The 22078-nt window shown below is 72.1% G+C and carries 23 protein-coding genes and 1 riboswitch; of the genes, 5 read left to right on the forward strand and 18 right to left on the reverse strand.

Features of this window, described 5'->3' with window-relative positions; translation table 11 throughout:
• The first annotated feature begins 79 nt into the window (after nucleotides 1–79).
• Entirely contained in the window at nucleotides 80–580 is a 501-nt protein-coding gene (locus MUY22_RS37785) for a GtrA family protein (RefSeq protein WP_247051965.1), read from the forward strand.
• Here the strand turns inward: MUY22_RS37785 and MUY22_RS37790 are convergent.
• From MUY22_RS37790 to MUY22_RS37805, 4 genes are all read right to left on the reverse strand, one after another.
• Nucleotides 510–2684, reverse strand: coding sequence for a glycosyltransferase family 2 protein (locus MUY22_RS37790; RefSeq protein WP_247051966.1), 2175 nt, complete (start codon nucleotides 2682–2684; stop codon nucleotides 510–512). The genes MUY22_RS37785 and MUY22_RS37790 overlap by 71 nt on opposite strands.
• An 8-nt stretch (nucleotides 2685–2692) precedes the next feature.
• Nucleotides 2693–3640: an NAD(P)-dependent oxidoreductase gene (locus MUY22_RS37795; RefSeq protein WP_247051967.1), complete on the reverse strand. Its 948-nt coding sequence runs from the start codon at nucleotides 3638–3640 to the stop codon at nucleotides 2693–2695.
• A gap of 47 nt (nucleotides 3641–3687) precedes the next feature.
• Nucleotides 3688–6564, reverse strand: a complete 2877-nt coding sequence (gene gcvP, locus MUY22_RS37800; RefSeq protein ID WP_247051968.1) for an aminomethyl-transferring glycine dehydrogenase — start codon at nucleotides 6562–6564, stop codon at nucleotides 3688–3690.
• A 178-nt stretch (nucleotides 6565–6742) separates the two neighbouring features.
• Nucleotides 6743–6842, reverse strand: a riboswitch (glycine riboswitch).
• Nucleotides 6843–6884: 42 nt separating this feature from the next.
• Nucleotides 6885–7463, reverse strand: a complete 579-nt coding sequence (locus MUY22_RS37805) for a MerR family transcriptional regulator (RefSeq protein WP_305879333.1) — start codon at nucleotides 7461–7463, stop codon at nucleotides 6885–6887.
• A gap of 278 nt (nucleotides 7464–7741) precedes the next feature.
• On the opposite strand from MUY22_RS37805, the gene MUY22_RS37810 reads away from it, so the two are divergent.
• Nucleotides 7742–8374: a TetR/AcrR family transcriptional regulator gene (locus MUY22_RS37810; protein WP_247051969.1), complete on the forward strand. Its 633-nt coding sequence runs from the start codon at nucleotides 7742–7744 to the stop codon at nucleotides 8372–8374.
• Here the strand turns inward: MUY22_RS37810 and trxA are convergent.
• From trxA to MUY22_RS37850, 8 genes are all read right to left on the reverse strand, one after another.
• Nucleotides 8326–8700, reverse strand: a complete 375-nt coding sequence (gene trxA / locus MUY22_RS37815; protein ID WP_305879334.1) for a thioredoxin — start codon at nucleotides 8698–8700, stop codon at nucleotides 8326–8328. The two genes, MUY22_RS37810 and trxA, sit on opposite strands and share 49 nt — an antisense overlap.
• A gap of 12 nt (nucleotides 8701–8712) precedes the next feature.
• On the reverse strand, nucleotides 8713–9114 hold the full coding sequence (locus MUY22_RS37820) for a MerR family transcriptional regulator (protein ID WP_247051970.1): 402 nt from the start codon (nucleotides 9112–9114) through the stop codon (nucleotides 8713–8715).
• 50 nt (nucleotides 9115–9164) lie between these two features.
• A complete protein-coding gene (locus MUY22_RS37825; RefSeq protein WP_009078856.1) occupies nucleotides 9165–9638 on the reverse strand; it encodes a bifunctional nuclease family protein in 474 nt (157 codons plus the stop codon).
• A gap of 216 nt (nucleotides 9639–9854) precedes the next feature.
• Nucleotides 9855–10601, reverse strand: coding sequence for a MerR family transcriptional regulator (locus MUY22_RS37830; RefSeq protein WP_247051971.1), 747 nt, complete (start codon nucleotides 10599–10601; stop codon nucleotides 9855–9857).
• Nucleotides 10598–11068, reverse strand: coding sequence for a glycogen accumulation regulator GarA (garA, locus tag MUY22_RS37835; RefSeq protein ID WP_247051972.1), 471 nt, complete (start codon nucleotides 11066–11068; stop codon nucleotides 10598–10600). The genes MUY22_RS37830 and garA overlap by 4 nt, the downstream gene beginning before the upstream one ends.
• Nucleotides 11069–11218: 150 nt before the next feature.
• Complete coding sequence (gcvH, locus tag MUY22_RS37840) at nucleotides 11219–11605, reverse strand: glycine cleavage system protein GcvH (RefSeq protein WP_247051973.1); 387 nt, start codon at nucleotides 11603–11605, stop codon at nucleotides 11219–11221.
• A 100-nt stretch (nucleotides 11606–11705) separates the two neighbouring features.
• Entirely contained in the window at nucleotides 11706–12329 is a 624-nt protein-coding gene (locus MUY22_RS37845; RefSeq protein WP_247051974.1) for a CDP-alcohol phosphatidyltransferase family protein, read from the reverse strand.
• Between the two features lie 23 nt (nucleotides 12330–12352).
• A complete protein-coding gene (locus MUY22_RS37850) occupies nucleotides 12353–12556 on the reverse strand; it encodes a hypothetical protein (protein WP_247051975.1) in 204 nt (67 codons plus the stop codon).
• 317 nt (nucleotides 12557–12873) lie between these two features.
• Between MUY22_RS37850 and MUY22_RS37855 the strand changes: the two genes are divergently transcribed.
• Together MUY22_RS37855 and MUY22_RS37860 are read left to right on the forward strand one after the other, a co-directional pair.
• Entirely contained in the window at nucleotides 12874–13383 is a 510-nt protein-coding gene (locus MUY22_RS37855) for a hypothetical protein (protein ID WP_247051976.1), read from the forward strand.
• A 30-nt stretch (nucleotides 13384–13413) separates the two neighbouring features.
• Nucleotides 13414–13812, forward strand: coding sequence for a hypothetical protein (locus tag MUY22_RS37860; protein ID WP_247051977.1), 399 nt, complete (start codon nucleotides 13414–13416; stop codon nucleotides 13810–13812).
• A gap of 22 nt (nucleotides 13813–13834) precedes the next feature.
• Here MUY22_RS37860 and MUY22_RS37865 read toward each other — a convergent pair whose 3' ends face one another.
• Nucleotides 13835–15553: an AMP-binding protein gene (locus MUY22_RS37865; protein ID WP_247051978.1), complete on the reverse strand. Its 1719-nt coding sequence runs from the start codon at nucleotides 15551–15553 to the stop codon at nucleotides 13835–13837.
• A 10-nt stretch (nucleotides 15554–15563) separates the two neighbouring features.
• Entirely contained in the window at nucleotides 15564–16406 is an 843-nt protein-coding gene (locus tag MUY22_RS37870; RefSeq protein ID WP_247051979.1) for a crotonase/enoyl-CoA hydratase family protein, read from the reverse strand.
• A 135-nt stretch (nucleotides 16407–16541) separates the two neighbouring features.
• Between MUY22_RS37870 and MUY22_RS37875 the strand changes: the two genes are divergently transcribed.
• Nucleotides 16542–17420, forward strand: coding sequence for an alpha/beta fold hydrolase (locus MUY22_RS37875; RefSeq protein WP_247051980.1), 879 nt, complete (start codon nucleotides 16542–16544; stop codon nucleotides 17418–17420).
• Here MUY22_RS37875 and cobA read toward each other — a convergent pair.
• Genes cobA through MUY22_RS37895 form a run of 4 tightly spaced genes read right to left on the reverse strand, consistent with a single transcriptional unit; the run spans nucleotide 17408 to nucleotide 22036 of the window.
• Nucleotides 17408–18634 carry a uroporphyrinogen-III C-methyltransferase gene (cobA, locus tag MUY22_RS37880; protein ID WP_247051981.1) on the reverse strand — a complete coding sequence of 409 codons (1227 nt, stop codon included), beginning with the start codon at nucleotides 18632–18634 and terminating at the stop codon, nucleotides 17408–17410. The two genes, MUY22_RS37875 and cobA, sit on opposite strands and share 13 nt — an antisense overlap.
• A 52-nt stretch (nucleotides 18635–18686) precedes the next feature.
• On the reverse strand, nucleotides 18687–19079 hold the full coding sequence (locus MUY22_RS37885) for an ankyrin repeat domain-containing protein (RefSeq protein ID WP_247051982.1): 393 nt from the start codon (nucleotides 19077–19079) through the stop codon (nucleotides 18687–18689).
• A gap of 12 nt (nucleotides 19080–19091) precedes the next feature.
• On the reverse strand, nucleotides 19092–20978 hold the full coding sequence (locus MUY22_RS37890; protein WP_247051983.1) for a hypothetical protein: 1887 nt from the start codon (nucleotides 20976–20978) through the stop codon (nucleotides 19092–19094).
• Nucleotides 20975–22036 carry an ATP-binding protein gene (locus MUY22_RS37895; RefSeq protein WP_247051984.1) on the reverse strand — a complete coding sequence of 354 codons (1062 nt, stop codon included), beginning with the start codon at nucleotides 22034–22036 and terminating at the stop codon, nucleotides 20975–20977. Before MUY22_RS37895 ends, MUY22_RS37890 begins: the two co-directional genes overlap by 4 nt.
• Nucleotides 22037–22078: the final 42 nt, after the last annotated feature.

Here is a 22078-nt window from a genome sequence, read left to right on the forward strand (position 1 = left end):
ACCTGGCAATGAGCTGTGAATCTCCTATGCATAGGGGGGTCGGACGGCGGCGCGCGCGACCCGCGGGGAGGATGGGGGCATGACGACCGTAACCGGCGATGTGCGCCGGCGCACAGCGGAGACCCCGACGCGACGCCGGGGCTGGGCCCGGCTGGGCCGCGCCGCGGTGACGTCGGTCGCCGCCACGGTCCTCAGCCAGGTCGTCCTGCTCACCGTGCTCGCCGGTGGCGGCGTCCCGGTGCTGGCCAGCGCGCTCGCCTGGGCCGCCGGCGCGGTGCTGAACTTCGTCGTCACCCGCCGCTGGGTGTGGGGCCGTACCGGCCGCCCCCGCGTGCGCCGCGAGCTGCTGCCCTACCTCGGTGTGATCGGCCTGGGCGGCCTCGCCTCGGTCGGCCTGACGACCCTGGCCGGCTCGCTGCTGAGCCCGCTGAACCTGCCGCACGTGTGGTGGGTCGTGCTGGTCGACGGCGCGTACGTCGCCAGCTACGCGCTGGTGTTCGTCGTCAAGTTCACCCTGCTCGACCGCCTCGTGTTCGGCCGCGACGCAGGACGTAGCCCCGCCACCACGTCCCCGTCATGACCCTCGCGTAGTTGGCGCCGTAGACGACGCTGCCGCCCTTCTTGCTCTTGCCCGCCTTGCGCAGCCGCATGCTCATCGGCAGCTCCACGACCCGTGAGCCGCGCGCGGTCACGCCCAGCAGCAGTTCCGACGACTGGTACTGCGGCTCGTTGAGCGGGACCGAACAGGCCAGGTCGGCGCGCATCGCCCGGAAGCCGAACGACGTGTCCGTGATCCGACGGCGGGTCAGCACCGACGCCAGCACCGCGAACACCCGGACGCCGAGCCAGCGGACGCGGCTGTCCGCCTCCTCGTGGCCCAGCCGGCGGGAGCCGGTGACGAAGTCCGCCGTGCCGTCGACCACCGGGCCGACCAGGGCTTCGAGCTCGCTGTTGTCGTACTGGCCGTCCGCGTCGGTGGTCACGATGTACTCGGCGCCGGACGCCGCCGCGAGGTGGTAGCCGAGGCGCAGCGCGGCGCCCTGGCCGCGGTTGCGCGGTGCGACGCAGACGTACGCGCCGTGGTCCTCGGCGATGGCGGCCGTGTCATCCGTGCCGCCGTCGACGACGACGAGCACGTCCACCGGCCGGCCCAGGCACTCGCCCGGCATCTTCTCCAGCACCCCGCCGATGCCGCCGGCCTCGTTGTAGGCGGCGATGACCACGACCAACGGCGACAGCCGCAGGTCGGGGTGGCGGCCGCGGAAGTCGGCGAGCGCACCGGTGTCGACGTCGTCGGGGAAGGCGGCCAGGCGCTTGCGGCTGGCCGAGGTCAACGTCGTGAAGCCGAGCGCGCCCGCGACGGGCAGCAGCACGAGCGCCGGGATCTGGTAGCGCCACGAGAACTGGAACACGGCCGAGGCGAACAGCAGGACCAGCCCGCTCGTCGACGCCAGCAGCGCGCCCGCCCGCGCCGCGTCCACCGGCCGTTTCCGCCGGACGACCGTCAGCAGCCCCAGCAACGCGCCGACGCCGAGCACCGCGCCCGGGACGTAGCCGCCGTTGAGCTGGTAGTCGCGCAGGAAGGCGGCCAGTGGCTCGTCGACGCTCGCGACGACGCCGTCGTTCTGCTGCGTGACCAGGTCGATCAGGGACTGGTCGGCCCACTGCGGATAGGTGAGCTGGAACTGCCAGCGGTCCAGCGGGACGTCGGTCGGGTCCTGCTCGCGGGCCCAGGCGAAGCTCTTGGCGAAGTCGTCCAGCACCGCGCCCGCGACGTCGCCGGGCTGGGCTTTCAGCACCTCGATCGCGAACTGGTGCGCGAGCGCCGCCTTGTCCGCGCCGGGCGGCAGCGGGCCGGGCCAGTTCGGGTCGAGGTCGGCATGCGCGTAGTTGTCCACGAGCCGCGTCTCGCGCGGTTCGGCCGGGCAGAACACCTGCAGTTCGGGCGCCAGGTGCAGGTTCGCGCAGTCGGCGACGGCGGCGGCACGGCCGTAGAGCATGTTCCCCGACGGCCCGGTCAGGCCCCACTTGCCGGTCTCGGAATGCACCCGCGCGGCGTACGGCAGGATCACGACGAGGATGCCCAGCACGCCCACGCCGGCGCGGCGCCAGCCCGCCCAGTGCCGCCACGCGCCCCCGGCGGCGACCAGGTAGACCAGCAGCGGCAGGGCCAGCGAGATCCCGATCAGCCGCACCAGCACGGCGAACCCGACGAGCAGGCCCGCGATCCCGGCGCGCTTCCAGCCGGGGGCCCCGCGGCCGAGCAGCACCCACAGCAGCCCGAGCAGCACCGCCTCGAAGACCACCTCGGACATGATGTTCTGCTCGATCTGCAGCTGGTAGGCGTCGAGCAGCACGGGAGCCGCGGCGAGCGCGGCGACCCACGGGCGGCCGCCGAGGCGCAGCACGAGCGCGTAGACGCCGATCGCGATCAGCAGGCCGCCGGCGTGCTGCACCGCCGCGACCCACGCCAGGCCGCCGACCGCCAGCAGCGGCCGCAGCACCAGGTCGTAGCCGATCGGGTCGAGCTGGTCGGCGCGCAGCGCGTGCAGGTTGTCGATGTAGCGGAACGAGTCGATGTAGAGCAGGGCCGGCCGGTAGGCGAGCCAGGTGAGCACCCGCAGGGCGATCGCGGGGAGCAGCAGCAGGAGCAGGAGCCAGTGGCGGCGGAGGAAACCGGACACGCCCGCGGTCACTCCGTCGCGTTCGGACGCTCGAGACCGGAGAAGTACTTCCACGCCGTGGCGAGCCCGTCGGTCAGCGACGTCGACGGCCGGTAGCCGATCGTCTCCGCGCTCCCCGAGACGTCGACGACCACCGCGGGCATCTCCCCCGCCGGCGCCTCGACGTGCTCCACCGGCAGCTCGGCGCCGGTCACCTCGCGCACGGCTTCGACCATCTCCAGCACCGAAACCGACTGCCCGGCGCCGACGATCGCGGTGCCGGAGTAGCCGCTGCCGACGGCGAGGGTGATGGCGTTGACGACGTCGTCGACGTGCACGAGGTCGCGCCGCTGCTGCCCGTCGCCGTAGACGCGGACGCCGGTGCCGGTCAGCGCCGCGCGCATCATCCGCGGCACGAAACTGTCCTTGTGGGACATTCCCGGTCCGTAGACGTTGGTGAACCGCAAGGCACACGTCTTCATCCCGTACGCGCCCGCGTAGCCGGACAGCAGCATTTCGCACGCCGCCTTGGTGGCGCCGTAGGGCGTCAGCGGCCGCGGCGGCAGGTCCGGCGTGATGGTCGCGCCACCGACGTTGCCGATCACCGCGTTCGTCGACGCGAGCACGAAGCCCGGCACTTCGAGGCGGCGGGCCAGTTCCAGCAGTTCCTGCGTCACGAGGACGTTGTCGGCGAAGGTCTGCTCCGGCAGTTCGACCGAGCGCAGCACTGAAGTCAGTGCGGCGAGGTGCACGATGGCCGCGGTCTCCGGCGTGACGGCCTCTTCGCGGACGGCGGCGTCGAGCAGCTCACCGGTGACGACGCGGACGCCGGGCAGCTCGTCCGGGAACGGGACCCGGTCGACGACGGTCACCGGGACGCCCCGCTCGCGGAAGGCGCGCACGACGGCGCGGCCGATGAAGCCGCTGCCCCCGGTCACGACCACGGACGTCCGATCCGGACCACTGCCACTCGCCATGGCGCCAACCTACCTCCCGCTCCTGTGAGGCCGGCGCAAGCCCGGACCTAGGCGAACGCCTCCGGCGGCGGGCACGAGCAGACCAGGTTCCGGTCGCCCGCGGCGCCGTCGACGCGGCGGACCGGCGGCCAGATCTTCGCGCCGCCGGTGCCGGCGGGGAACACCGCCGTCTCACGACTGTAGGGCCGGTCCCACTCGCCCGTGACGCAGCGCGCGGTGTGCGGCGCGTGCCGCAGCGGCGAGTCCGCCAGGGCCCACTCCCCCGCCGTGACGCGGTCGATCTCGCCGCGGATCGCGATCATCGCCGCGCAGAAGCGGTCCAGCTCGGCCAGGTTCTCGCTCTCGGTCGGCTCCACCATGAGCGTGCCCGGGACGGGGAACGACATCGTCGGCGCGTGCAGCCCGTAGTCCGCCAGCCGCTTGGCGACGTCGTCGACCGTGACGCCGGTGGCCTTCGTCAGCGGCCGCAGGTCGAGGACGCACTCGTGGGCGACGAGGCCTTCGTGGCCGGCGTAGAGCACCGGGTAGTGCTCGCTCAGGCGGCGCGCGACGTAGTTGGCGTTCGCCACGGCCACCAGCGTCGCCCGGCGCAGGCCTTCGGCGCCCATCATCCGGACGTAGGCCCACGAGATCGGCAGGATCGACGCGCTGCCCCACGGCGCCGCGCTGACCGGGCCGACGCCGGTCGCCGGGCCGGCCGCGGGCTGCAGCGGGTGGTTCGGCAGGAACGGCGCGAGGTGCGCGCGGACGCCGATCGGGCCGACCCCCGGCCCGCCGCCACCGTGCGGGACGCAGAACGTCTTGTGCAGGTTGAGGTGCGAGACGTCGGCGCCGAACCGGCCGTACTGCGCCACGCCGATCAGGGCGTTGAGGTTGGCGCCGTCGACGTACACCTGGCCGCCCGCGTCGTGCACCAGCGCGCAGACCTCGCCGACGGTGTCCTCGTAGACGCCGTGCGTCGACGGGTAGGTGATCATGATCGCCGCGAGGTCGGCCCGGTGCTCGTCCACTGTGGACCGCAGGTGCGCGAGGTCGATGTCGCCGCCGTCGTCGCACCGGACGACGACCACGCGCATGCCCGCCATCACGGCGCTGGCGGCGTTGGTGCCGTGCGCGCTGGCCGGGATCAGGCAGACGTCGCGCTCACCCTCGCCGCGCGAGCGGTGGTACGCGCGGATGGCCAGCAGCCCGGCGAACTCGCCCTGGCTGCCGGCGTTGGGCTGCAGGGAAACCTTGTCGTAGCCGGTGATCCGGGCCAGCCAGGCTTCGAGGTCCGCGATGACCGTGAGCAGGCCGGCCGCGTCCTCGGCCGGGGCGAACGGGTGCAGCCCGGCGAACTCCGGCCAGGTGACCGGCTCCATCTCCGCCGCGGCGTTGAGCTTCATCGTGCAGGAGCCGAGCGGGATCATGCTGCGGTCGAGCGCGACGTCCTTGTCGGACAGCTGCCGCAGGTAGCGCAGCAACGCGGTTTCGGAGCGGTGGGCGTGGAACACCGGGTGGGTGAGGAAGCCGCTCGTGCGCCGCAGCGGCGCCGGGAGCGCGTCGGCCGTGTCCTCGTCCAGGCCGTCCACATCGGACACCGAGACGCCGAAGGCCTTCCACACCAGGGAAAGCCGTTCGCGGGTGGTCGTCTCGTCGCAGGCGACGCCGACGTGGTCGTCGTCGATCCGCCGCAGGTTCACGCCGAGGTCGCGGGCCGCCGCGACGACCGCGGCCGCGCGGCCCGGTACCGCCGCGGTGATGGTGTCGAAGAACTCGCCGTGCACGACCTCGACGCCACCTTCGCAGAGGCCGGCCGCGAGCACGGTCGCCATCCGGTGGGCGCGCAGCGCGATCGCGCGCAGGCCGTCGGGGCCGTGGTGGACCGCGTACATCGAGGCCATCACGGCGAGCAGGACCTGCGCGGTGCAGATATTCGACGTCGCCTTCTCGCGGCGGATGTGCTGTTCCCGGGTCTGCAGCGCCAGCCGGTACGCCGGGGCGCCGTCTTCGTCCTTCGAGACACCGACCAGCCGGCCGGGCAGCTGCCGCTCCAAGCCTTGGCGGACCGCCAGGTAGGCCGCGTGCGGACCGCCGAAGCCCAGCGGGACGCCGAACCGCTGGGTCGAGCCGATCGCGACGTCGGCGCCGAGCTCACCGGGCGGCCGCAGCAGCGTCAGGGACAGGGGGTCCGCGGCGACGATCACCGCCGCGCCGTGCTTCTTCGCGTCGGCGATGGTGAAGTCGAACTCGCGGACGGCGCCGGACGCGCCCGGGCAGGACAGCAGGACGCCGAAGAAGTCGCCGCCGAGGCCGAGCCCGGTCAGCCCCTGGGACAGGTCTTCGACGACCAGTTCGATGCCGAGCGGTCCGGCGCGGGTCCGGAGCACGGCCAGGGTCTGCGGCAGGGTGTCTTCGTCGACGACGAACCGGTTGGACGCCGACTTGCCGGCGCGACGCACGAGCGTCATCGCTTCGGCGGCCGCGGTGGCCTCGTCGAGCAGGGACGCGTTCGCGACGGGCAGGCCGGTCAGGTCGGCGACCATGGTCTGGAAGTTGAGGAGCGCTTCGAGCCGGCCTTGCGAGATCTCCGGCTGGTAGGGCGTGTACGCGGTGTACCAGGCCGGGTTCTCGAGGATGTTCCGGCGGATCACCGGCGGGGTCACGGTGTCGTGGTAACCGAGGCCGATCATCTGGGCCATCGGCCGGTTCCGCGCGGCCAGCGCCCGCAGTTCGGCGAGCGCCTGGGCTTCGGTGGCGGGCGGCGGCAGGTCGAGGGGCGCGGCGGACGCGCGCAGCGACCCGGGCACCGCCCGTTCGGCGAGTTCGTCGAGCGAGGCGACGCCGATGACGTCGAGAATCGTGCGGAGTTCCGCCGGGCCGGGCCCGATGTGCCGGTCGGCGAAGGGAAAGCCCTGTTCCAGGGAGGCGAGTGACGGCTGCACGATGGCCTCCTGCGAACGGCGGGCCTGGACAGCATCCGCGAAACGCTGTCGAGGAACCCTCCCCACTCTGTCCGTACCCATTTCTGGGCGCCTGAGAGTTTCGCCCGAGGTTGAGCCGGGCTTGCACCGTCGGCGGGGCCATCAGGTGGTGTCCTGACGACCCGCTTTCCAGAGGCGTCTAGACCGCGCGGTCCAGGGTGCCTGAGAGGTTCCGGGGAGGACTTGCTCCTTCGGCGCCGGACTCGAGGTTGTGGTCCGGACTCTCCCGCGCGGTTTCGTCGACTGCGTGGATCACTTTACTCCGCCTGCCGCGGAGATGATCACCCGGTACGGCGGGCGTTGCGGCGCTGGGTCAGCTCGTCCGGCTCGTGCGCTTCGACGATGCCGCCGTCGGCGCGTTCGGCCGGGAACTCGTGGATGGTGCCGCTGATTTCCTGCATCGCGCCGCTGACCGCGATGCCGAACACGCCCTGGCCGCCCTGGAGCAGATCGACGATCTCCTCCGGCGAGGTGCACTCGTAGACCGTGGTGCCGTCGGAGAACAGCGTGACCTTGGCGAGGTCACGGACCCCGCGGACGGACAGGTGGTCGACCGCGACCCGGATGTTCTGCAGCGAGACCCCGGTGTCCAGCAGCCGCTTGACCACCTTCAGGACCAGGATGTCCTTGAACGAGTACAGCCGCTGGGAGCCGGAGCCGTGCGCGGTGCGAATGCTGGGCGCGATCAGTTTCGTGCGAGCCCAGTAGTCGAGCTGACGGTAGGTGATCCCGGCGATCTGGCACGCGGCCGGACCCCGGTAGCCGACGAGCTCGTCGGGCAGCGAGTCGTCGGGGAACAGTTCACCCTGCTCGCCAGCCGCGAACCGAACAGGCTGCTTCTCGGAACCAGCCTCGACCACGCAAGCCTCCCCTCGCCCGACCAGGCGGCCGGCGAATGACAGCCGGACAGGACCCAGAGCGGGACCCACCGGAGATCAACCGCCACGATCCGGCCCCAGACCGTGAATCACATCGTGGCGATTTACCTCCTCCGACGGTAAGCGCCCAGGCAAGGCCGGTCAACGCGACGCGCGGCAAGCCTCAACGGTCGGATGAGCGTTTGAGCCGTTCGCCGTACCCCGGAGGCAGTGGTTCAAACCTCCTGGACACTTTTACTCAGTCGTGTTAATTTTTACTCATGCAAGTAAAAACCGAACTCATGGCCGAGATGGGCCTCAGCGTGACCGAGGCCGCCCGCCGCGCGCAGATCCTCGGCGCGACGATCGGCGTCATCAACGACCTCGGCTACCGCAAGGCCACGTTCGCCAAGATCCGCGAACGCGCCGGGCTGAGCAGCACCCGGATGATCTCCTACCACTTCACCAACAAGGCCGGGCTGATGCAGGCGGTGCTCAGCACGGTCGTCGAGACGAAGAACGAGTTCCTCAAGGAGCGCACCGGCGGCGACCTGGACCCGGCCGACCGCGCCGGCTACCTGCGGGCGCACATCGAGACGTCGATCGCGTTCCTGCGGGCCTACCCGGACTGCGTGCGGGTGCTGACGGAGATGGCCGCCAACACCGACGACGCCGAGGGCTGGGTGATGACGAAGGTCCTGGTCGACGACCTGCGGGTGCACGGCCTGGCCCGTCAGCTCAAGCAGGGCCAGGCCGAGGGCACGTTCGGCGCGTTCACGCCCGAGGTGATGGCGATGTCGATCGCCCAGGCGATCGACGGCGTGGCGGCGGCCTACGCGGCCGACCCCGCGCTGGACCTGGAGCTCTACGGCCGCGAGGTCGCGGACACGTTCGTCAGGGCCACCGCACCCTGATCGGCGAGGGCCCGGTCGAGGCGCTCTTCGAGCCGGGCCTTCGGCTGCGCGCCCACGACGGTCAGGACGGGCTCCTCGGCGCGGAACAGGATCATCGTCGGCAGCGACATGACCTGGTACGCCCGGGTCGTCTCCGGGTTCTCGTCGGAGTTGATCTTGCGCACCGACAGCGTGCCGACGCGCTCGCGGGCCAGCTCGGCCACGACCGGCGCGATCATCCGGCACGGCGGGCACCAGGTGGCCCAGAACTCGACCAGCACCGGGACGTCGCCGCCGAGCACCTCGGCGGCGAACGTCGTATCCGTGACTTCGGGGATTTCGGACATGACTGAGCTCCTTCAGAGACGTTCGGGGACGACGCACGGATCGGGGGCGCAGGCGGGGTCCTGCCTGGCCAGCGCGTCGGCGAGCTTCCCGGCGAGGTCGGCGCGGATCGCGCCGAGGCGGGCGAGGACGGCGTCGGCCTCCGCGAGCTTGCGCCGGTACATCTCGATCGAGCTCGGGCAGGCGTCGCCGGTCTCGTGGCCGCTGCGCAGGCAGTCGACGAACGGCCGGGTCTCGTCGAGGGACAGCCCGACGGTCTGCAGCTTCAGGATCTCCGTGACCAGCTGGAGGTCGTCCTCGTCGTACTCGCGGTAGCCGTTGGCCGCGCGACGGGCCGCGAGGAGGCCCTGGTCCTCGTAAAAGCGAAGCGCACGGGTAGTGGTACCCGTGCGCTTGGCCAGCTCTCCGATCCGCATGCCCCGACGGTAGACGTTGACGTCGGCGTCAAGGCAAGCCGTGGCACCCGTTACGTGTCGGCGCCGCGGAAGTCTTCCGGGGAGACCGAGTCGAGGAACTCGCGGAACTTCTCGACCTCGTCCTCCTGCTCGTCCGGGATGATCAGGCCGGCCTCTTCCAGCACCGCGTCCACGGCGTGGATGGGGACGCCGATCCGCAGGGCCAGCGCGACCGAGTCGCTCGGCCGGGCGGACACCCGGATGTCACCGTCGAACACGAGCTCGGCGAAGAACGTGCCTTCCTTGAGGTCGGTGATCACGACCTGCTCCAGCTCGCGGCCCAACGCCCCGATGACCTCTTTGAGCAGGTCATGGGTGAGCGGGCGGGCGGGGCGGACCCCTTGCTGCTCCAACGCGATGGCGGTCGCTTCGACCGAGCCGATCCAGATCGGCAGGTACCGTTCGCCCTCGGTCTCCCGCAGCAACAAGATCGGCTGATTCGCGGGCAGCTCGACCCGCACACCGACGACGCGCATTTCGCTCATCGGGCTTCGCCTCCCTCTCGTGCACACGGGCTTCAGCGCTGGAACCGCCTCGCGCCGTTCACCACCGACGCTACCCGTCATCTGTGCGCTGTGCTCGCTGTCGGACACTCTCGGCTCGCCTACCGCAAACCGTTGTTCTCACGGTACGGCATGAGGTGCCGAACATTCAGTCATTGACATGGGACCGCAAAGAGGATCTCACCGTCCCGTTACGCCTCAACAACCCGTGGCGCCACGGATTCCGGCCTTCACGAGGAGCGTGTGCAGGGTCACCGACAGTGCCGCGAGCTCTCGCACCACCTCGTCGGCCCGTGCTTTGGCCTCCGGGTCACGATGCCGGTACACCGGGGTCACGATCTGCTCCAGCAGGCCGACCTCGCGGTCGGCCGCGGCGCGGAAGGCACGCAGGTGTCTCGGCTCGATACCGAATTCGGTCATCGCCTTCACCGTGCGCGCGACCAGCACCGCGTCGGGGTCGAAGAACCCCGCGGGACCGGACCGCACCAGGCCGTACTGCAGCAGCTCGGCCAGCTCCGCCGCGTCGATGCCGGCCTGTTCCAGGAGCTCCTCCTGGGTCAGGCGCAGCTCCCGGCCGGCGGCGAAGTCCTCCGCCACCGGCAGGCCCACGTTGTCGGCGACCCCGTCGATCGGCACCAGACGGCGCGGTGGTCGCGGCATGGCCGCGGCGGGCTCGGCACCCGAGTCCGCCGCGTCCAGCTGCTCCTTGATGACCTTCAACGGGAGGTAGTGATCCCGCTGGGCGGCCAGGACGAACTTGAGCCGCTCCACGTCCGCCGCGGCGAACTGCCGGTAACCCGAGGGCGTCCGGCCCGGTTGGACCAGGCCTTCCGCCTCGAGGAACCGGATCTTGGAGATGGTGACGTCGGGGAAGTCGTGGCGCAGCTGCGCCAGAACCGCCCCGATGCTCAACCCGTCCCGTTGTGGCCGCCCGGCCGCCGTCACTGCGCCCCCTGGCCCCCGTGCCCCGGGCCGGTCAGGAAGACCAGGCGGAACTTCCCGATCTGGACCTCGTCGCCGCCGGCGAGAACGGCCTGGTCGACCGGCTCGCGGTTGACGTAGGTGCCGTTGAGGCTGCCGACGTCGATGACGACGAACTCCCCGCCCTCACGGCGGAACTCGGCGTGCCGCCGCGAGACCGTGACGTCGTCCAGGAAGATGTCGCTGTCCGGGTGACGCCCGGCGCTGGTGGTGTCGCGGTCGAGCAGGAAGCGCGAGCCCGCGTTCGGGCCCCGCTTCACGACCAGTAGCGCCGAACCCGCGGGCAGGGCGTCGACGCCCTGGACCGGGGCTTCGGCGGCCGGGGCGGGCTCGTGGCCTTCGGCTTCGGCCAGGAAGTCGGCCCGGAAGACAGAGGTCCGCTCCGGAGACTGCTCCGGGGGAACGCCGCCCGGCCCGTCGTTCGTGCTCACCTGAGCTCTCCTCCACACATGCTGTGTTACCAGTACTTCAAGAACGTGTAGCTGCCAACGTACCGTGCCTGATCGCTTCTCCGGGCCCCGGTACCGGCGAACCGTGAGCAGATCGCTCCCATCGGCCGGATTCCGAGGTCGGACGGGGTTTCAGCCCTTGATCAAAGCGCCGTACGCCTCGGCTTCGAGCAGCGCTTCGAGCGCCGAGGGGTCCTCGAGCCGGATCTCGATCAGCCAGCCCTCGCCGTAGGGGTCGCTGTTGATCAGCTCGGGCGAGTCGGCGACGGCGTTGTTGACGGCGACGATCTCGCCGTCGACCGGCGCGAACAGCTCCGAGACGCTCTTGGTCGACTCGACCTCGCCGAAGACGTCGCCTGCGCCGACGTGGCGGCCGGCCTCGGGCAGGTCGACGAACACGACGTCGCCGAGCTGGTCCTGCGCGTACTCGGTGATGCCGATCCGGACGAGGGTGTCCTCGCCGCGGGTCGCGACCCACTCGTGTTCCTCGGTGTAGCGAAGCTCTTCAGGAACGGACACCGCCGGTCCCCTTTCATGCCCTCACTGGCGAAATGTGCTGGGCGAAGTCTTACACCCACACGGCGCAGCCGCCCGGAACGACCCGGCGGAACGGTCGCGCTCAGTCGTCGCCGGCCCCGCGCAGCGCGGTGCGCGCCTGCACGACGTAGAGGACGCCGGACCAGACGTAGAGGACCCCGCCCCAGATCGTGAAGGCGTAGCCGATCGGCCGGGCGATCGCGGCGATGTCCGAGCCACCCTGGGTGAGCAGCAGGAACGGGAAGGCGTACATCAGGACGAAGGTCGCGCCCTTGCCGATGTAGGTGACCTCGGGCGGGGCGAAGCCGCGGCGGCGCAGCGTCAGGACGCACACGCCGAGCACGGCCTCGCGGACCAGCAGCGGCACCACGACCCACCACGGGATGATCTCGCGGAGCAGGAACGCGACGAGCGTCGCCAGGATGTAGAGCCGGTCGGCGGCCGGGTCGAGCAGCGAGCCGAGCCGCGACATCTGGTTGAGCCAGCGGGCCAGCTTGCCGTCGAGCCAGTCGGTGAGCGCGCCGAACATCAGCACCGCGAGCGCCCAGCCGTCCTCCTTCGGGCCGAGCAGCAGCCAGAGGAAGACCGGCACACCGGCCAGCCGCAGCAGCGACAGCATGTTGGGGACGTTGAAGGCCTGTCGCAGCAGCGACGGCTCGGCGCTCGGGGTGTTCGCTTGAGCTGGTTCGGGTGCGGCTGTGCTCACTCGCCCACCCTAGAGCTCACGGCTCAGCACGCGCGGCGGTGGCTCCAGCCGCGTCGCTGCAGTTCGGCGCTGCTCAGCGCCTCGGGACGGCCGCGGCCGTCGGTGCCCACCCAGCGGGCCCGGCCGGGCCGGGACTCGAGGACGTAGGGGCGGCCGCAGCACCAGATGACGGTGTTGGGGACGGTCGGCGGGCGGGACGGTTCTTCGGTGCTGGTGACGGCGTTCATCGCTCTCACGGGGTCGGGGCGCGGTTGTCGGGGACGGGAAGCTCGCTGGCTTCCACCTCGATCGTCGGCAGTCCGGGCCGGGTTGTTAACGGCCGCGGCGGGAATTAGACCGATCGATTCTTGATGGCAGCCTTGTGTATCGGAGCGTGAACAGGAGGTTAACCGTCCATTGTGGACACACAAACGGGAGCCACCGGACACGCCCGCCACCCGGCTGGAGTAATCTCCGGCACACCCCTGGGCGCATCGATCCACGGGGCCCCGGCCCGGATGGGCCAGAACGACCTGGCCGGCCCGACCGGGGAGGAAGGATCGCGGTGCCCCACCCGACCACCACGAGGATGTGGCGGCCGTTGCTCGCGGCCTGCCTCGCCGTGCCCGCGCTCGCCGCCTGTTCCGGCGACCCGGCCCCGTCCGCCGCTCCCCCGCCGCAGGCTTCGACGTCCGCCGCGCCGGCGTCCACGACGGCCGGGACGCCGCCACCGCCGCCCGCCACGAGCGGCTCGTCCGCGCCCGGCCCGGCGTCGAAGCCGGCCGCCGTGCCGCCGACCGTTCCCGGCGCGTGCGGCACCATCACCGCGGCCAGCGGGCTGACCCTCTACGTGTTCGACAGCGGTTCGTCCGGCGTCAGCTGCGTCGCGGCGACCCAGCTGGTCACCGACTTCCACCGCAAGATCGCCGGGCGCCAGGGCGCCGGCTCGAACGACGCGGTGAACGAGACGGTCGACGGCTGGCTGTGCACCTCCGGGCCGCCCGCCGCGCAGGGCGGCACCACCTGCACCAAGGGCGAGCAGACGGTGTTCGCCGCCGTCGTCCCGGCCGAATGAGTTCCCGTCCCGTCCGCTTCTGAAGGGCCCATGAAGACACTCGCCTACCCCCTGCTGCTCGTCGCCGCGACCGCCGCTCTGGCGGGGTGCGGCGGCGCCGACCCGGCGCCCGCGGCGCCGTCCGCCTCGAGCGCGATCCCGGCCGAGGCGGCCGCGGCGGCGTCCACGGCACCGGGCGTGCCGTGCGGCGACGTCACCGGATCGGGCGGCGCCAAGACGGCGGTCGTCGCGCACGGCAAGGTCGACTGCGCCGCGGCGACGACGCTGCTGAAGGACTACTTCACGAAGCTGACCCCGGCCGAGGCGGCCTCCGCCGACGGCCCGGACCCCGTCGTGCTCGACGAGTGGACGTGCGGCAGCGGCGCGAACGACCCGGTGACGGTGTGCTCGACCGAGGACGGCCGCCAGATCGAGGGCACCCGCAGCTGACGGCTCCCCCGAGCAACCGGGCTCAGCCCTTGAGGTCCGGGAAGTCCTCCTCGCGGAACTCCGTGCCCGCGCCGCGCGCCGGGTCGCTCTCGCGGCCGCGCAGCTCGACGCGGCGGATCTTGCCCGAGATCGTCTTCGGCAGGTCGGCGAACTCGAGCCGCCGGATCCGCTTGTACGGCGCCAGGTGCTCGCGGCAGTACGCCAGGATCGCCTTCGCCGTGTCGGCCGTCGGCTCGTGGCCGGCGGCCAGCACGACGTAGGCCTTCGGCACGGCGAGCCGGATCGGGTCGGGGGCCGGGACGACCGCCGCTTCGGCGACCGCCTCGTGCTCGATGAGCACGCTCTCCAGCTCGAACGGCGAGATCCGGTAGTCCGACGCCTTGAAGACGTCGTCGGTGCGCCCGACGTAGGTGATGTAGCCGCGTTCGTCGATCGAACCGACGTCCCCGGTGTGGTAGAAGCCGTTCGAAAACGCCGTCGAGGTGCGCTCGTCGTCGCCGGCGTAGCCCGTCATCAGGCCCACCGGGCGGTGGTCGAGGTCGAGGCAGATCTCGCCCTCCTGCGCGCGTTCACCGCTGACCGGGTCGACCAGCGCCACGACGAACCCGGGCAGCGGGCGGCCCATCGAGCCCGGCACGACGTCCTGGCCCGGCGTGTTGGCGATCTGGACGCTGCTCTCGGTCTGGCCGAAGCCGTCCCGGATCGTGATGCCCCAGGCCTTCTCGACCTGGTCGATCACCTCGGGGTTCAGCGGCTCGCCCGCCCCGACGACCTTCTTCGGCGGCGTCTTCAGCGCCGTCAGGTCGGCCTGGATGAGCATCCGCCAGACCGTCGGCGGCGCGCAGAAGCTCGTGATGCCGCAGCGGTCCATCTGGGCCATCAGCGCGCCCGCGTCGAACCGGGTGTAGTTGTAGAGGAACACCGTCGCCTCGGCGTTCCACGGCGCGAAGACGTTGCTCCACGCGTGTTTCGCCCAGCCCGGCGAGGAGATGTTGAGGTGGACGTCGCCCGGTTCCAGGCCGATCCAGTACATCGTGGACAGGTGCCCGACCGGGTACGACACCTGCGTGTGCTGCACCAGTTTCGGCTTCGCCGTGGTGCCGGAGGTGAAGTACAGCAGCAGCGGGTCGGCGGCCTTCGTCGGACCGTCCGGGGCGAACTCGGGCGACTCGGCGAACGCTGTCGCGTACGAGTGCCAGCCCTCGACCGGCTCCCCCACCGCGATCCGGGTGTAGTCGCCGGCGACGTCCGCGAACTTCTCCGTGTCGGCCGAGCGGATCACGACGTGCTTGGCGGCGCCGCGCTCGACGCGGTCGGTCAGGTCGGCCGGGCCGAGCAGGGTGGACGCCGGGATGATCACCGCGCCGAGCTTGATCGCGGCGAGGATCGTCTCCCACAGCTCACCCTGGTTGCCCAGCATGAGGATCAGCCGGTCACCGCGGCGCACGCCGAGGCCGCGCAGCCAGTTCGCCACCTGGTTGGACCGGCCCGACATCTCCGGGTAGGTCCAGCGGTTCTCGGTGCCGTCCTCCTCGACGATCCACAACGCCAGCCGCTCGGCGTTGTCCGGATCGTGCGCGACGACGTCGAACCAGTCGATCGCCCAGTTGAAGTGGTCGAACTCCGGCCAGGCGAAGTCGCGGTACGCCGTGTCGTAGTCCTCGCGGTGCTGCTGCAGGTAGTCGCGCGCCACGCGGAACGCGTGGTGGACCCCGGAATCGCCTCGAGCGCCGTTGCTCACCCTGCCTCCTCTACTCGCCCGTGAACTCCGGCTTGCGACGCTCCATGAAGGCCTGCACCGCCTCGCCGAGGTCCTTGCTGGGCAGGAACGCCGAGTTCCACGCCGCGACGTACCGGAGGCCGTCGGCGACCTGGCGCTCGGTGTTCGCCGCCAGTACCTGCTTCGTACCCTGCACCACGAGCGGCGGGTTCGCAGCTATCTCACCGGCCAGTTCGCGCGCGGCCTTCAGCAGCGCGTCCTGGTCCGGGTAGACGTCGTTCACGAGGCCGATCTTCTCGGCGCGGGCGGCGTCGATGTCCTTGCCGGTCAGCGCCAGCTCGCGGACGTGGCCCTCGCCGATGATCGGGGCGAGCCGCTGGAGGCTGCCGATGTCGGCGACGATCGCGACGCGCACCTCGCGGACGCTGAACTTCGCGTCCGCACTGGCCAGGCGGATGTCGGCCGCCGTGACGACGTCGACGCCGCCGCCGATGCACCAGCCGGAGACGGCCGCGATGACCGGTTTGCGGCATTCGGCGATCGAGCTGACGGCGGCCTGCAGCCGCCGGACCTCGGTGTGGAACTCGCTGCGCGGGCCGGCCAGCGCGTCGCCGGCCAGCAGCGGCGCCCAGCCGCCCATCATCGCGGGCAGGTCGAGGCCGTAGGAGAAGTGCGCGCCGCTGCCGGTCAGCACCACGGCCCTGACCTGCGGGTCCGCGTCGAGGGCCCCCATCACCAGCGGCAGCTCGCGCCAGAAGTCCGGGCCCATCGCGTTGCCCTTCGAAGGGCCGAGGAGCGTCACTTCGGCGACGTGGCCTTCGATGTCGACCTCGAGGGAGACGAGGTCGGGCAGACTGTCAGCAGTAGCGGTCATGAGGTCATCTTGACCCATCCCCGCGACCACCCGCCATTGGCACGTTGTCAACTGACGTGCGAGTCACTGTGCTGATGTGACCCGGGGATGCTTTCCTGAACAGAGATGACCACGACGCGGGGAGGACGGTGGGACATGAGCCCGGCCAGCAGCGCGACCCTGATCGAGCCGGAGCCCCCGGCCCCGCCCGCCCGGCGTTCGTCGCGCCCGATCGAGCTGACCGGCTCGTTCGACCACGAGGGGCACCGGCTCTGGTACACCGAGTTCGGCAGCGGCGACAAGGTCGTCGTGCTGACCCACGGCATCATGCTCACCCGCCGGATGCACGCGCCCCTCGCGCGGCGGCTGGCCCGCGCCGGGTTCCGGGTGGTCACGCTCGACCTGCTCGGCCACGGCGACTCGGACCGCCCGACCGAGTCGTGGCTGTACTCGATGCCGTCGTTCGCCGAGCAGACCCTGGCGCTGCTGGACCACCTCGAGGTCTCCGCCGCCGTGATCGGCGGGACGTCGCTGGGCGCGAACGTCTCCCTGGAGGTCGCGGTGTCGGCCCCCGAGCGGGCGCGTGGGCTGATCGTCGAGATGCCGGTGCTGGACAACGCGATCGTGGCGGGTCTGTTCACGTTCGCGCCGCTGCTGATGGCGGCCCGGTTCCTGCCGGTGACGGTGCAGGCAGTGGCCTTCGGGGCCTCGCTGGTCCCGCACGGCAACCAGTGGGTCGACGTCATCACCGACACGCTCTCGCAGCGCCCGGCCCCGATGGCGGCCCTGCTGCACGGGGTCCTGTTCGGCCGGATCGCCCCGCCGAAGTCGGTGCGCCGCAAGATCACGACCCGCGCCCTCGTGATCGGCCACCAGGGCGACCCGATCCACCCGTTCGGTGACGCGGACAGCCTGGCCGTCGACATGCCGGACGCGGAGTTCGTCCAGGCCCGCAGCCCGGTCGAGCTGAGGTTCGACCCGACCCGGCTCTCGGACGCGATCCGCGACTTCGCCGCGAGCTGCTACGAGGACTGAGGCTGGGCCAGGCCCGCCACCGGGCCGATCACGATCACCGCGGGAGGGCGGACTCCCGACGCCGCCGCGTCGGTGACCACCGTGTCCAATGTGGACCGCAGGGCGCGCTGGGTGCGCATCGTGCCGTCTTCGACGATCGCCACCGGGGTGTCGGCCGGGCGGCCGCCGTCGAGCAGGGCCTTGGCGAACTGCGGGAGCCGCTCGACGCCCATCATCAGGACGATCGTGCCGCGCATGCGGGCCAGCAGGTCCCAGTCGACCAGCGAGCGGTCGTCGCCCGGGGCGACGTGGCCCGAGACGACCACCACCTCGTGGGCGACGCCGCGGTGGGTCACCGGGACGTCGGCGACCGCCGGGACCGCGAACGCGCTGGTGATGCCCGGGACCATCGTCACCGGGACGCCGGCCTCGGCGCAGGCCAGCACCTCCTCGAAGCCGCGGCCGAACAGGTACGGGTCGCCGCCCTTGAGGCGGACGACGAACTTGCCCTCCTTCGCGCGGTCGATGAGCGTGCTGTTGATGACGTCCTGGCTGGCCGCGCGGCCGTACGGGATCTTCGCCGCGTCGACGATCTCCACCTCGGGCGCGAGTTCGTCGAGCAGCTCGCGGGGCGCCAGCCGGTCGACGACCACGACGTCGGCGCGCGCGAGCAGCCGGCGGCCGCGGACCGTGATCAGCTCCGGGTCGCCCGGGCCGCCGCCGACCAGCGCGACGCCGGGCAGGGTGCCGTCCGGGTGCGGGCGGCGGCCGTCTTCGACCGTGCCCGCGTGCAGGCCGTCCAGGATCGAGTCGCGGACCGCGGCCGAGCGCAAGGGCTCACCGCCGGAGAGGACGCCGACCAGCAGCCCGCCGTGGCGCCCGGACGCCGGGGTCACGGCGCTGCCGGACTCGCCCTCGTCGGCGCGGACGCAGAACACGCGCTCGCGCTCGGCTTCGGCGCAGATCGCCGCGTTGACCTCGGCGTCGTCCGTGCAGGCCAGGGCGTACCAGGCGTCTTTCAGGTCGCCTTCGGAGTAGCGGCGTTCGTGCCAGACCAGCTCGCCCGCGTCCACCATGCCCTGCACCGACGGCGTCGTGTGCGGGGACACCAGTTCCACGCGCGCGCCCGCGCGGATGAGCCGGGGCAGCCGGCGCTGGGCCACGGAACCGCCGCCGAACATCACGACGCGGCGGCCGGTCAGCTGGAGGCCGGAAAGGTAGTGCGGGTCGTCCATTCGCGGGAGTTTATTGACGGTGTGGGTCAGCACCAGCCGGGCGTGCGAAGAGTCACCGTTCGAGCAGGCCCAGCAGGTCGGTGTTGCCGAACATCTTCGCCGTGTCGAGTGCGGACGGCTGCCCGGCGCGCGGGTCGGCACCGCCGTCGAGCAGGGCGCGCACGACGGCCGGCTCGTTCTTGAAGACGGCGCCCGCCAGGGGGCTCTGGCCGCGGTCGTTCTCGCGGTTCGGGTCGGCGCCGCGCTCGATCAGCGCGGCGACCGTCTCGGCGTGGCCGTGGTAGGCGGCCAGCATGACCAGCGAGTCGCCGCTGTCGTTGCTGAGGTTGGCCGGGATTCCCCGGTCGACGTACGCGGCCAGCTCCGCGGTCCGGCCCTCGCGTGCGAACCTGAAGATCTTGGCCCACAGCGCCAGCATCTCCGGGGTGATCTCGTCGTCACTCATGCTTCGAGGTTCTCACGAAACCCGGAACACCGGCCCGCGCGCGACGAACGGGAGCCGGGCGCCCCGGGGCACCAGGTACGCGTGCTCGCGCCGCGGCCGGACGTGGTCGCACAGCGCGTCGGTGATGATCAGGATCGGCCCGTCCGGCGGGAAGTCCGGCGCGCGCTGCAGCAGGTCGACGCCGGGCTGCAGGATCGTGCCGCCGCGCCCGCGCACCTTCACGCGGCCCGCGATGTCCTCGACGGCGAGGTAGCCGGCGTCGTAGGCGACGGCGTCGCAGAACACCACCCGCGCCGCCGGGACGTCGCGCGCGGCGGCGTACGACGCGATCGCGCCCAGCGCCTTGCCGAGCAGCTCGACGTCCATCGAGCCGGACGTGTCGAGGACGACGCCGAAGGTCACGCGCCGGTCGAGCCGCTCGGGCCGCACCTTGCCCGGACGCGGGATGTCCGGCGTCGACGACTGACGGCGCGACGCCCGCGCGTAGCTGCGCACCGGCAGCTCGACACGGACGTGCTCGTCGAACCAGCGGGCGAGCTGCGCGTCCCAGGGCAGCGGCGGGTGCTCCAGGGCCCGGATCTCCTGCTCCAGCCCGGCCGGCAGCAGGCCGCGGCCCTGGTTGTGGTGGTAGGTCAGGCCCTGGGTGAGCGCGCGGCGGTAGAACTCGTCGAGGTCGACGCCCTGCACGCGGTCCGTCCACGGCATCGGCCGCGGCTCGGCCCGGCGCGACGACCGGCGCTGCGTCGCTTCGGGCTGCGTGAGCCAGTCGCCCAGGACGTCACCGGCCTCGCGGCTGCCGAGGGTCTGCAGCTTGCGGGCGCGCCGGAGGTCCGTGGTGAGCGTGTCGTACACCGACTCGGCGGACAGGCCGGTCAGCTGCGGGTCGTGCAGGGCGTCCTCGGGCAGTTCGCCGACGGCCATCGCGACGAGCCAGCCGTTGATCACGTAGTCGCAGGCGACGTTCCACAGGTACGGGTCGCGGCCGAGCGCGCGGCGGTCGTGGCGCAGCGCGGCGTGCAGCATCTCGTGCGCCAGCACGAACCGCCATTCCCCGGCGGTCAACGGCGCGTGCGGGTTGACGTAGATCTCGCCGTGCTCGGCGTCGACCGCGGCCACGGCGATACCCCAGGCGCGGACGACCTCGGCGTCGGCGATCAGGGTGAAGCCCGCGGCCATCGCGCCGAGCAGCGGGAACGACGAGGTGAACCAGGCGAGCGCACGGTCCCACTCCCCCAGCGCCCGCCGGTGGCGGGTCTGGCCACGCGCGTCCGCGGCGCGTTCCATGGCGCCGGTGGCCGCCGCGATCAGCCCGCGGGCGAACCGCTCGGTCCACGGCTCCGGCTTGCCGTTGTGCTGGAGGTGCCAGCGGCTCTGGGGCGGGCCGAGCCGCAGGCACGGCCGCGCGCCGCCGGTGCCAAGCCTCGTGAACGCGCCGGGGACGCCGGTTTCGTGCCACGCGCGGGTCAACGAGAGCTCGTCGCCGCCCGGGAGTTCCGGGAGCAGCACGGTGGGTTCGCCGACGTGGACCGCCTCGGCGAACCGGTGGACGGCCACGCAGCAGGCGGCGCCGTAGGACGCGTCGATCTCCCGGCCGGGCGTGACGGCCTCGGCGTCGGTCAGCGTCTCGTCGTCGAGGTGGCCGAGGCCGAGGTGCAGCAGCAGGTGCGCGAAGACCCACGCCCACTCCGCGGGCTCGGCGTCGCGGGCGCGGTTGGCCGTGATCACCCCGCGCTCGCTGACGACGGCCCAGCTGCCGACGCCGGTCAGGCTCTGCGCGTCGAGGCTCGCGCCGCGCGTCAGGTGGTCGAGCACGGCGTGCTCGCGGGCCAGCGCCCAGCCGGCGTCGATCGCCTTGGCCCGGCGTTCACGGCGCTTGGCCTCGGCCTGCGCGGTGCTCACGCGCGCGCGTCCACGAGCCGCGGCAGGTCGCGGGCGGCCTCGACCAGGAACCACGACGGCAGCCGCGGGTGGCCCGCCTCGTCGTCGGCGATGACCAGCTGGGCCATCTCCAGGGAGATCTCGGCCAGCTCGACGAGCAGGCTCTTCGCGCGGAACGCGAACTGGCGCACCGCGGCCGACGCGTGCCGCTTGTCGGCGGGCAGGTCCTTGACCAGCCGGGCGCGGAACGTCTCGGCCAGGAAGTACAGCAGGTCACGATCGCCCGGCTCGGCGGGCCAGCGGGCGTCGCCCTTGAGGATGGCTTCGAGGTCGAAGGCGTGCCGGGCCACCTTGAGGTACGCGCGGAACGAGCCGGCGTGCTGCGGCGTGAGCGTCGCGTAGGCCAGCAGCGCGATCGTCTCGTCGCCGACGGCGTCGCCGTAGGAGTGCAGCAGGTCCGACAGCATGTGCCACGAGCGCGGCGTCGAGAACGGCTCTTCGGTCTTCGGCGGCGGGCTCCACAGGTGGTCCGGGCGCTGGGTCAGGTAGTCGACGACCGACGGGTGGATGTCGTGGCCCGTCGCCCAGGTCAGCCAGTCGGCGGGCGAGGCGCGCAGGTGCACGTGGACGAGCCGGTTGACGAGCGCGGACGCCATCGGGCGTGCGAGGGCCTGGTCGGTGGCGCGGTTGCCGGCGCCGATCACGACCGAGCCCGCCGGCAGCTCGTACGAGCCGATGCGGCGGTCGAGGATGAGCGAGTAGAACGCCTTCTGGACGTCGGGCGCGGCGGCGTTCAGCTCGTCGAGGAACAGGCAGTACGGCTCGTCGCGGGCGATCTGCTCGGGCGGGCAGAAGCGGCTGCGGCCGTCGACGATCTGCGGGACGCCGATCAGGTCCTCCGGCGCGAGCTGGGTGCCGAGCAGCGAGACGCAGTCGAGGCCCAGCGACGCCGCGAATTCCCAGACCAGGGAAGACTTCCCGATGCCCGGCGCGCCCCACAGGAACACCGGCCGCACGACGGCGGCGGCGAGCAGGACTTCGGGCAGCTGGGCGGGCGTGACCGTGAGCTGGGCGTGCACTACGTGGACCTCCTGATGTCAGGACATCCCGGGTGACGCCCC

This window comes from Amycolatopsis sp. WQ 127309 (genome assembly GCF_023023025.1).
In the GTDB taxonomy this organism is placed as follows: Bacteria; Actinomycetota; Actinomycetes; order Mycobacteriales; family Pseudonocardiaceae; genus Amycolatopsis.

Bases quoted from the DNA above. Each gene is read 5' to 3' on its own strand.
- MUY22_RS37785 (WP_247051965.1), top strand. From the start codon at position 80: ATGACGACCGTAACCGGCGATGTGCGCCGGCGCACAGCGGAGACCCCG.
- MUY22_RS37795 (WP_247051967.1), bottom strand. From the start codon at position 3,640: ATGGCGAGTGGCAGTGGTCCGGATCGGACGTCCGTGGTCGTGACCGGG.
- MUY22_RS37810 (WP_247051969.1), top strand. From the start codon at position 7,742: ATGCAAGTAAAAACCGAACTCATGGCCGAGATGGGCCTCAGCGTGACC.
- trxA (WP_305879334.1), bottom strand. From the start codon at position 8,700: ATGTCCGAAATCCCCGAAGTCACGGATACGACGTTCGCCGCCGAGGTG.
- MUY22_RS37820 (WP_247051970.1), bottom strand. From the start codon at position 9,114: ATGCGGATCGGAGAGCTGGCCAAGCGCACGGGTACCACTACCCGTGCG.
- MUY22_RS37825 (WP_009078856.1), bottom strand. From the start codon at position 9,638: ATGAGCGAAATGCGCGTCGTCGGTGTGCGGGTCGAGCTGCCCGCGAAT.
- MUY22_RS37850 (WP_247051975.1), bottom strand. From the start codon at position 12,556: ATGAACGCCGTCACCAGCACCGAAGAACCGTCCCGCCCGCCGACCGTC.
- MUY22_RS37860 (WP_247051977.1), top strand. From the start codon at position 13,414: ATGAAGACACTCGCCTACCCCCTGCTGCTCGTCGCCGCGACCGCCGCT.
- MUY22_RS37870 (WP_247051979.1), bottom strand. From the start codon at position 16,406: ATGACCGCTACTGCTGACAGTCTGCCCGACCTCGTCTCCCTCGAGGTC.
- MUY22_RS37875 (WP_247051980.1), top strand. From the start codon at position 16,542: ATGAGCCCGGCCAGCAGCGCGACCCTGATCGAGCCGGAGCCCCCGGCC.
- cobA (WP_247051981.1), bottom strand. From the start codon at position 18,634: ATGGACGACCCGCACTACCTTTCCGGCCTCCAGCTGACCGGCCGCCGC.
- MUY22_RS37885 (WP_247051982.1), bottom strand. From the start codon at position 19,079: ATGAGTGACGACGAGATCACCCCGGAGATGCTGGCGCTGTGGGCCAAG.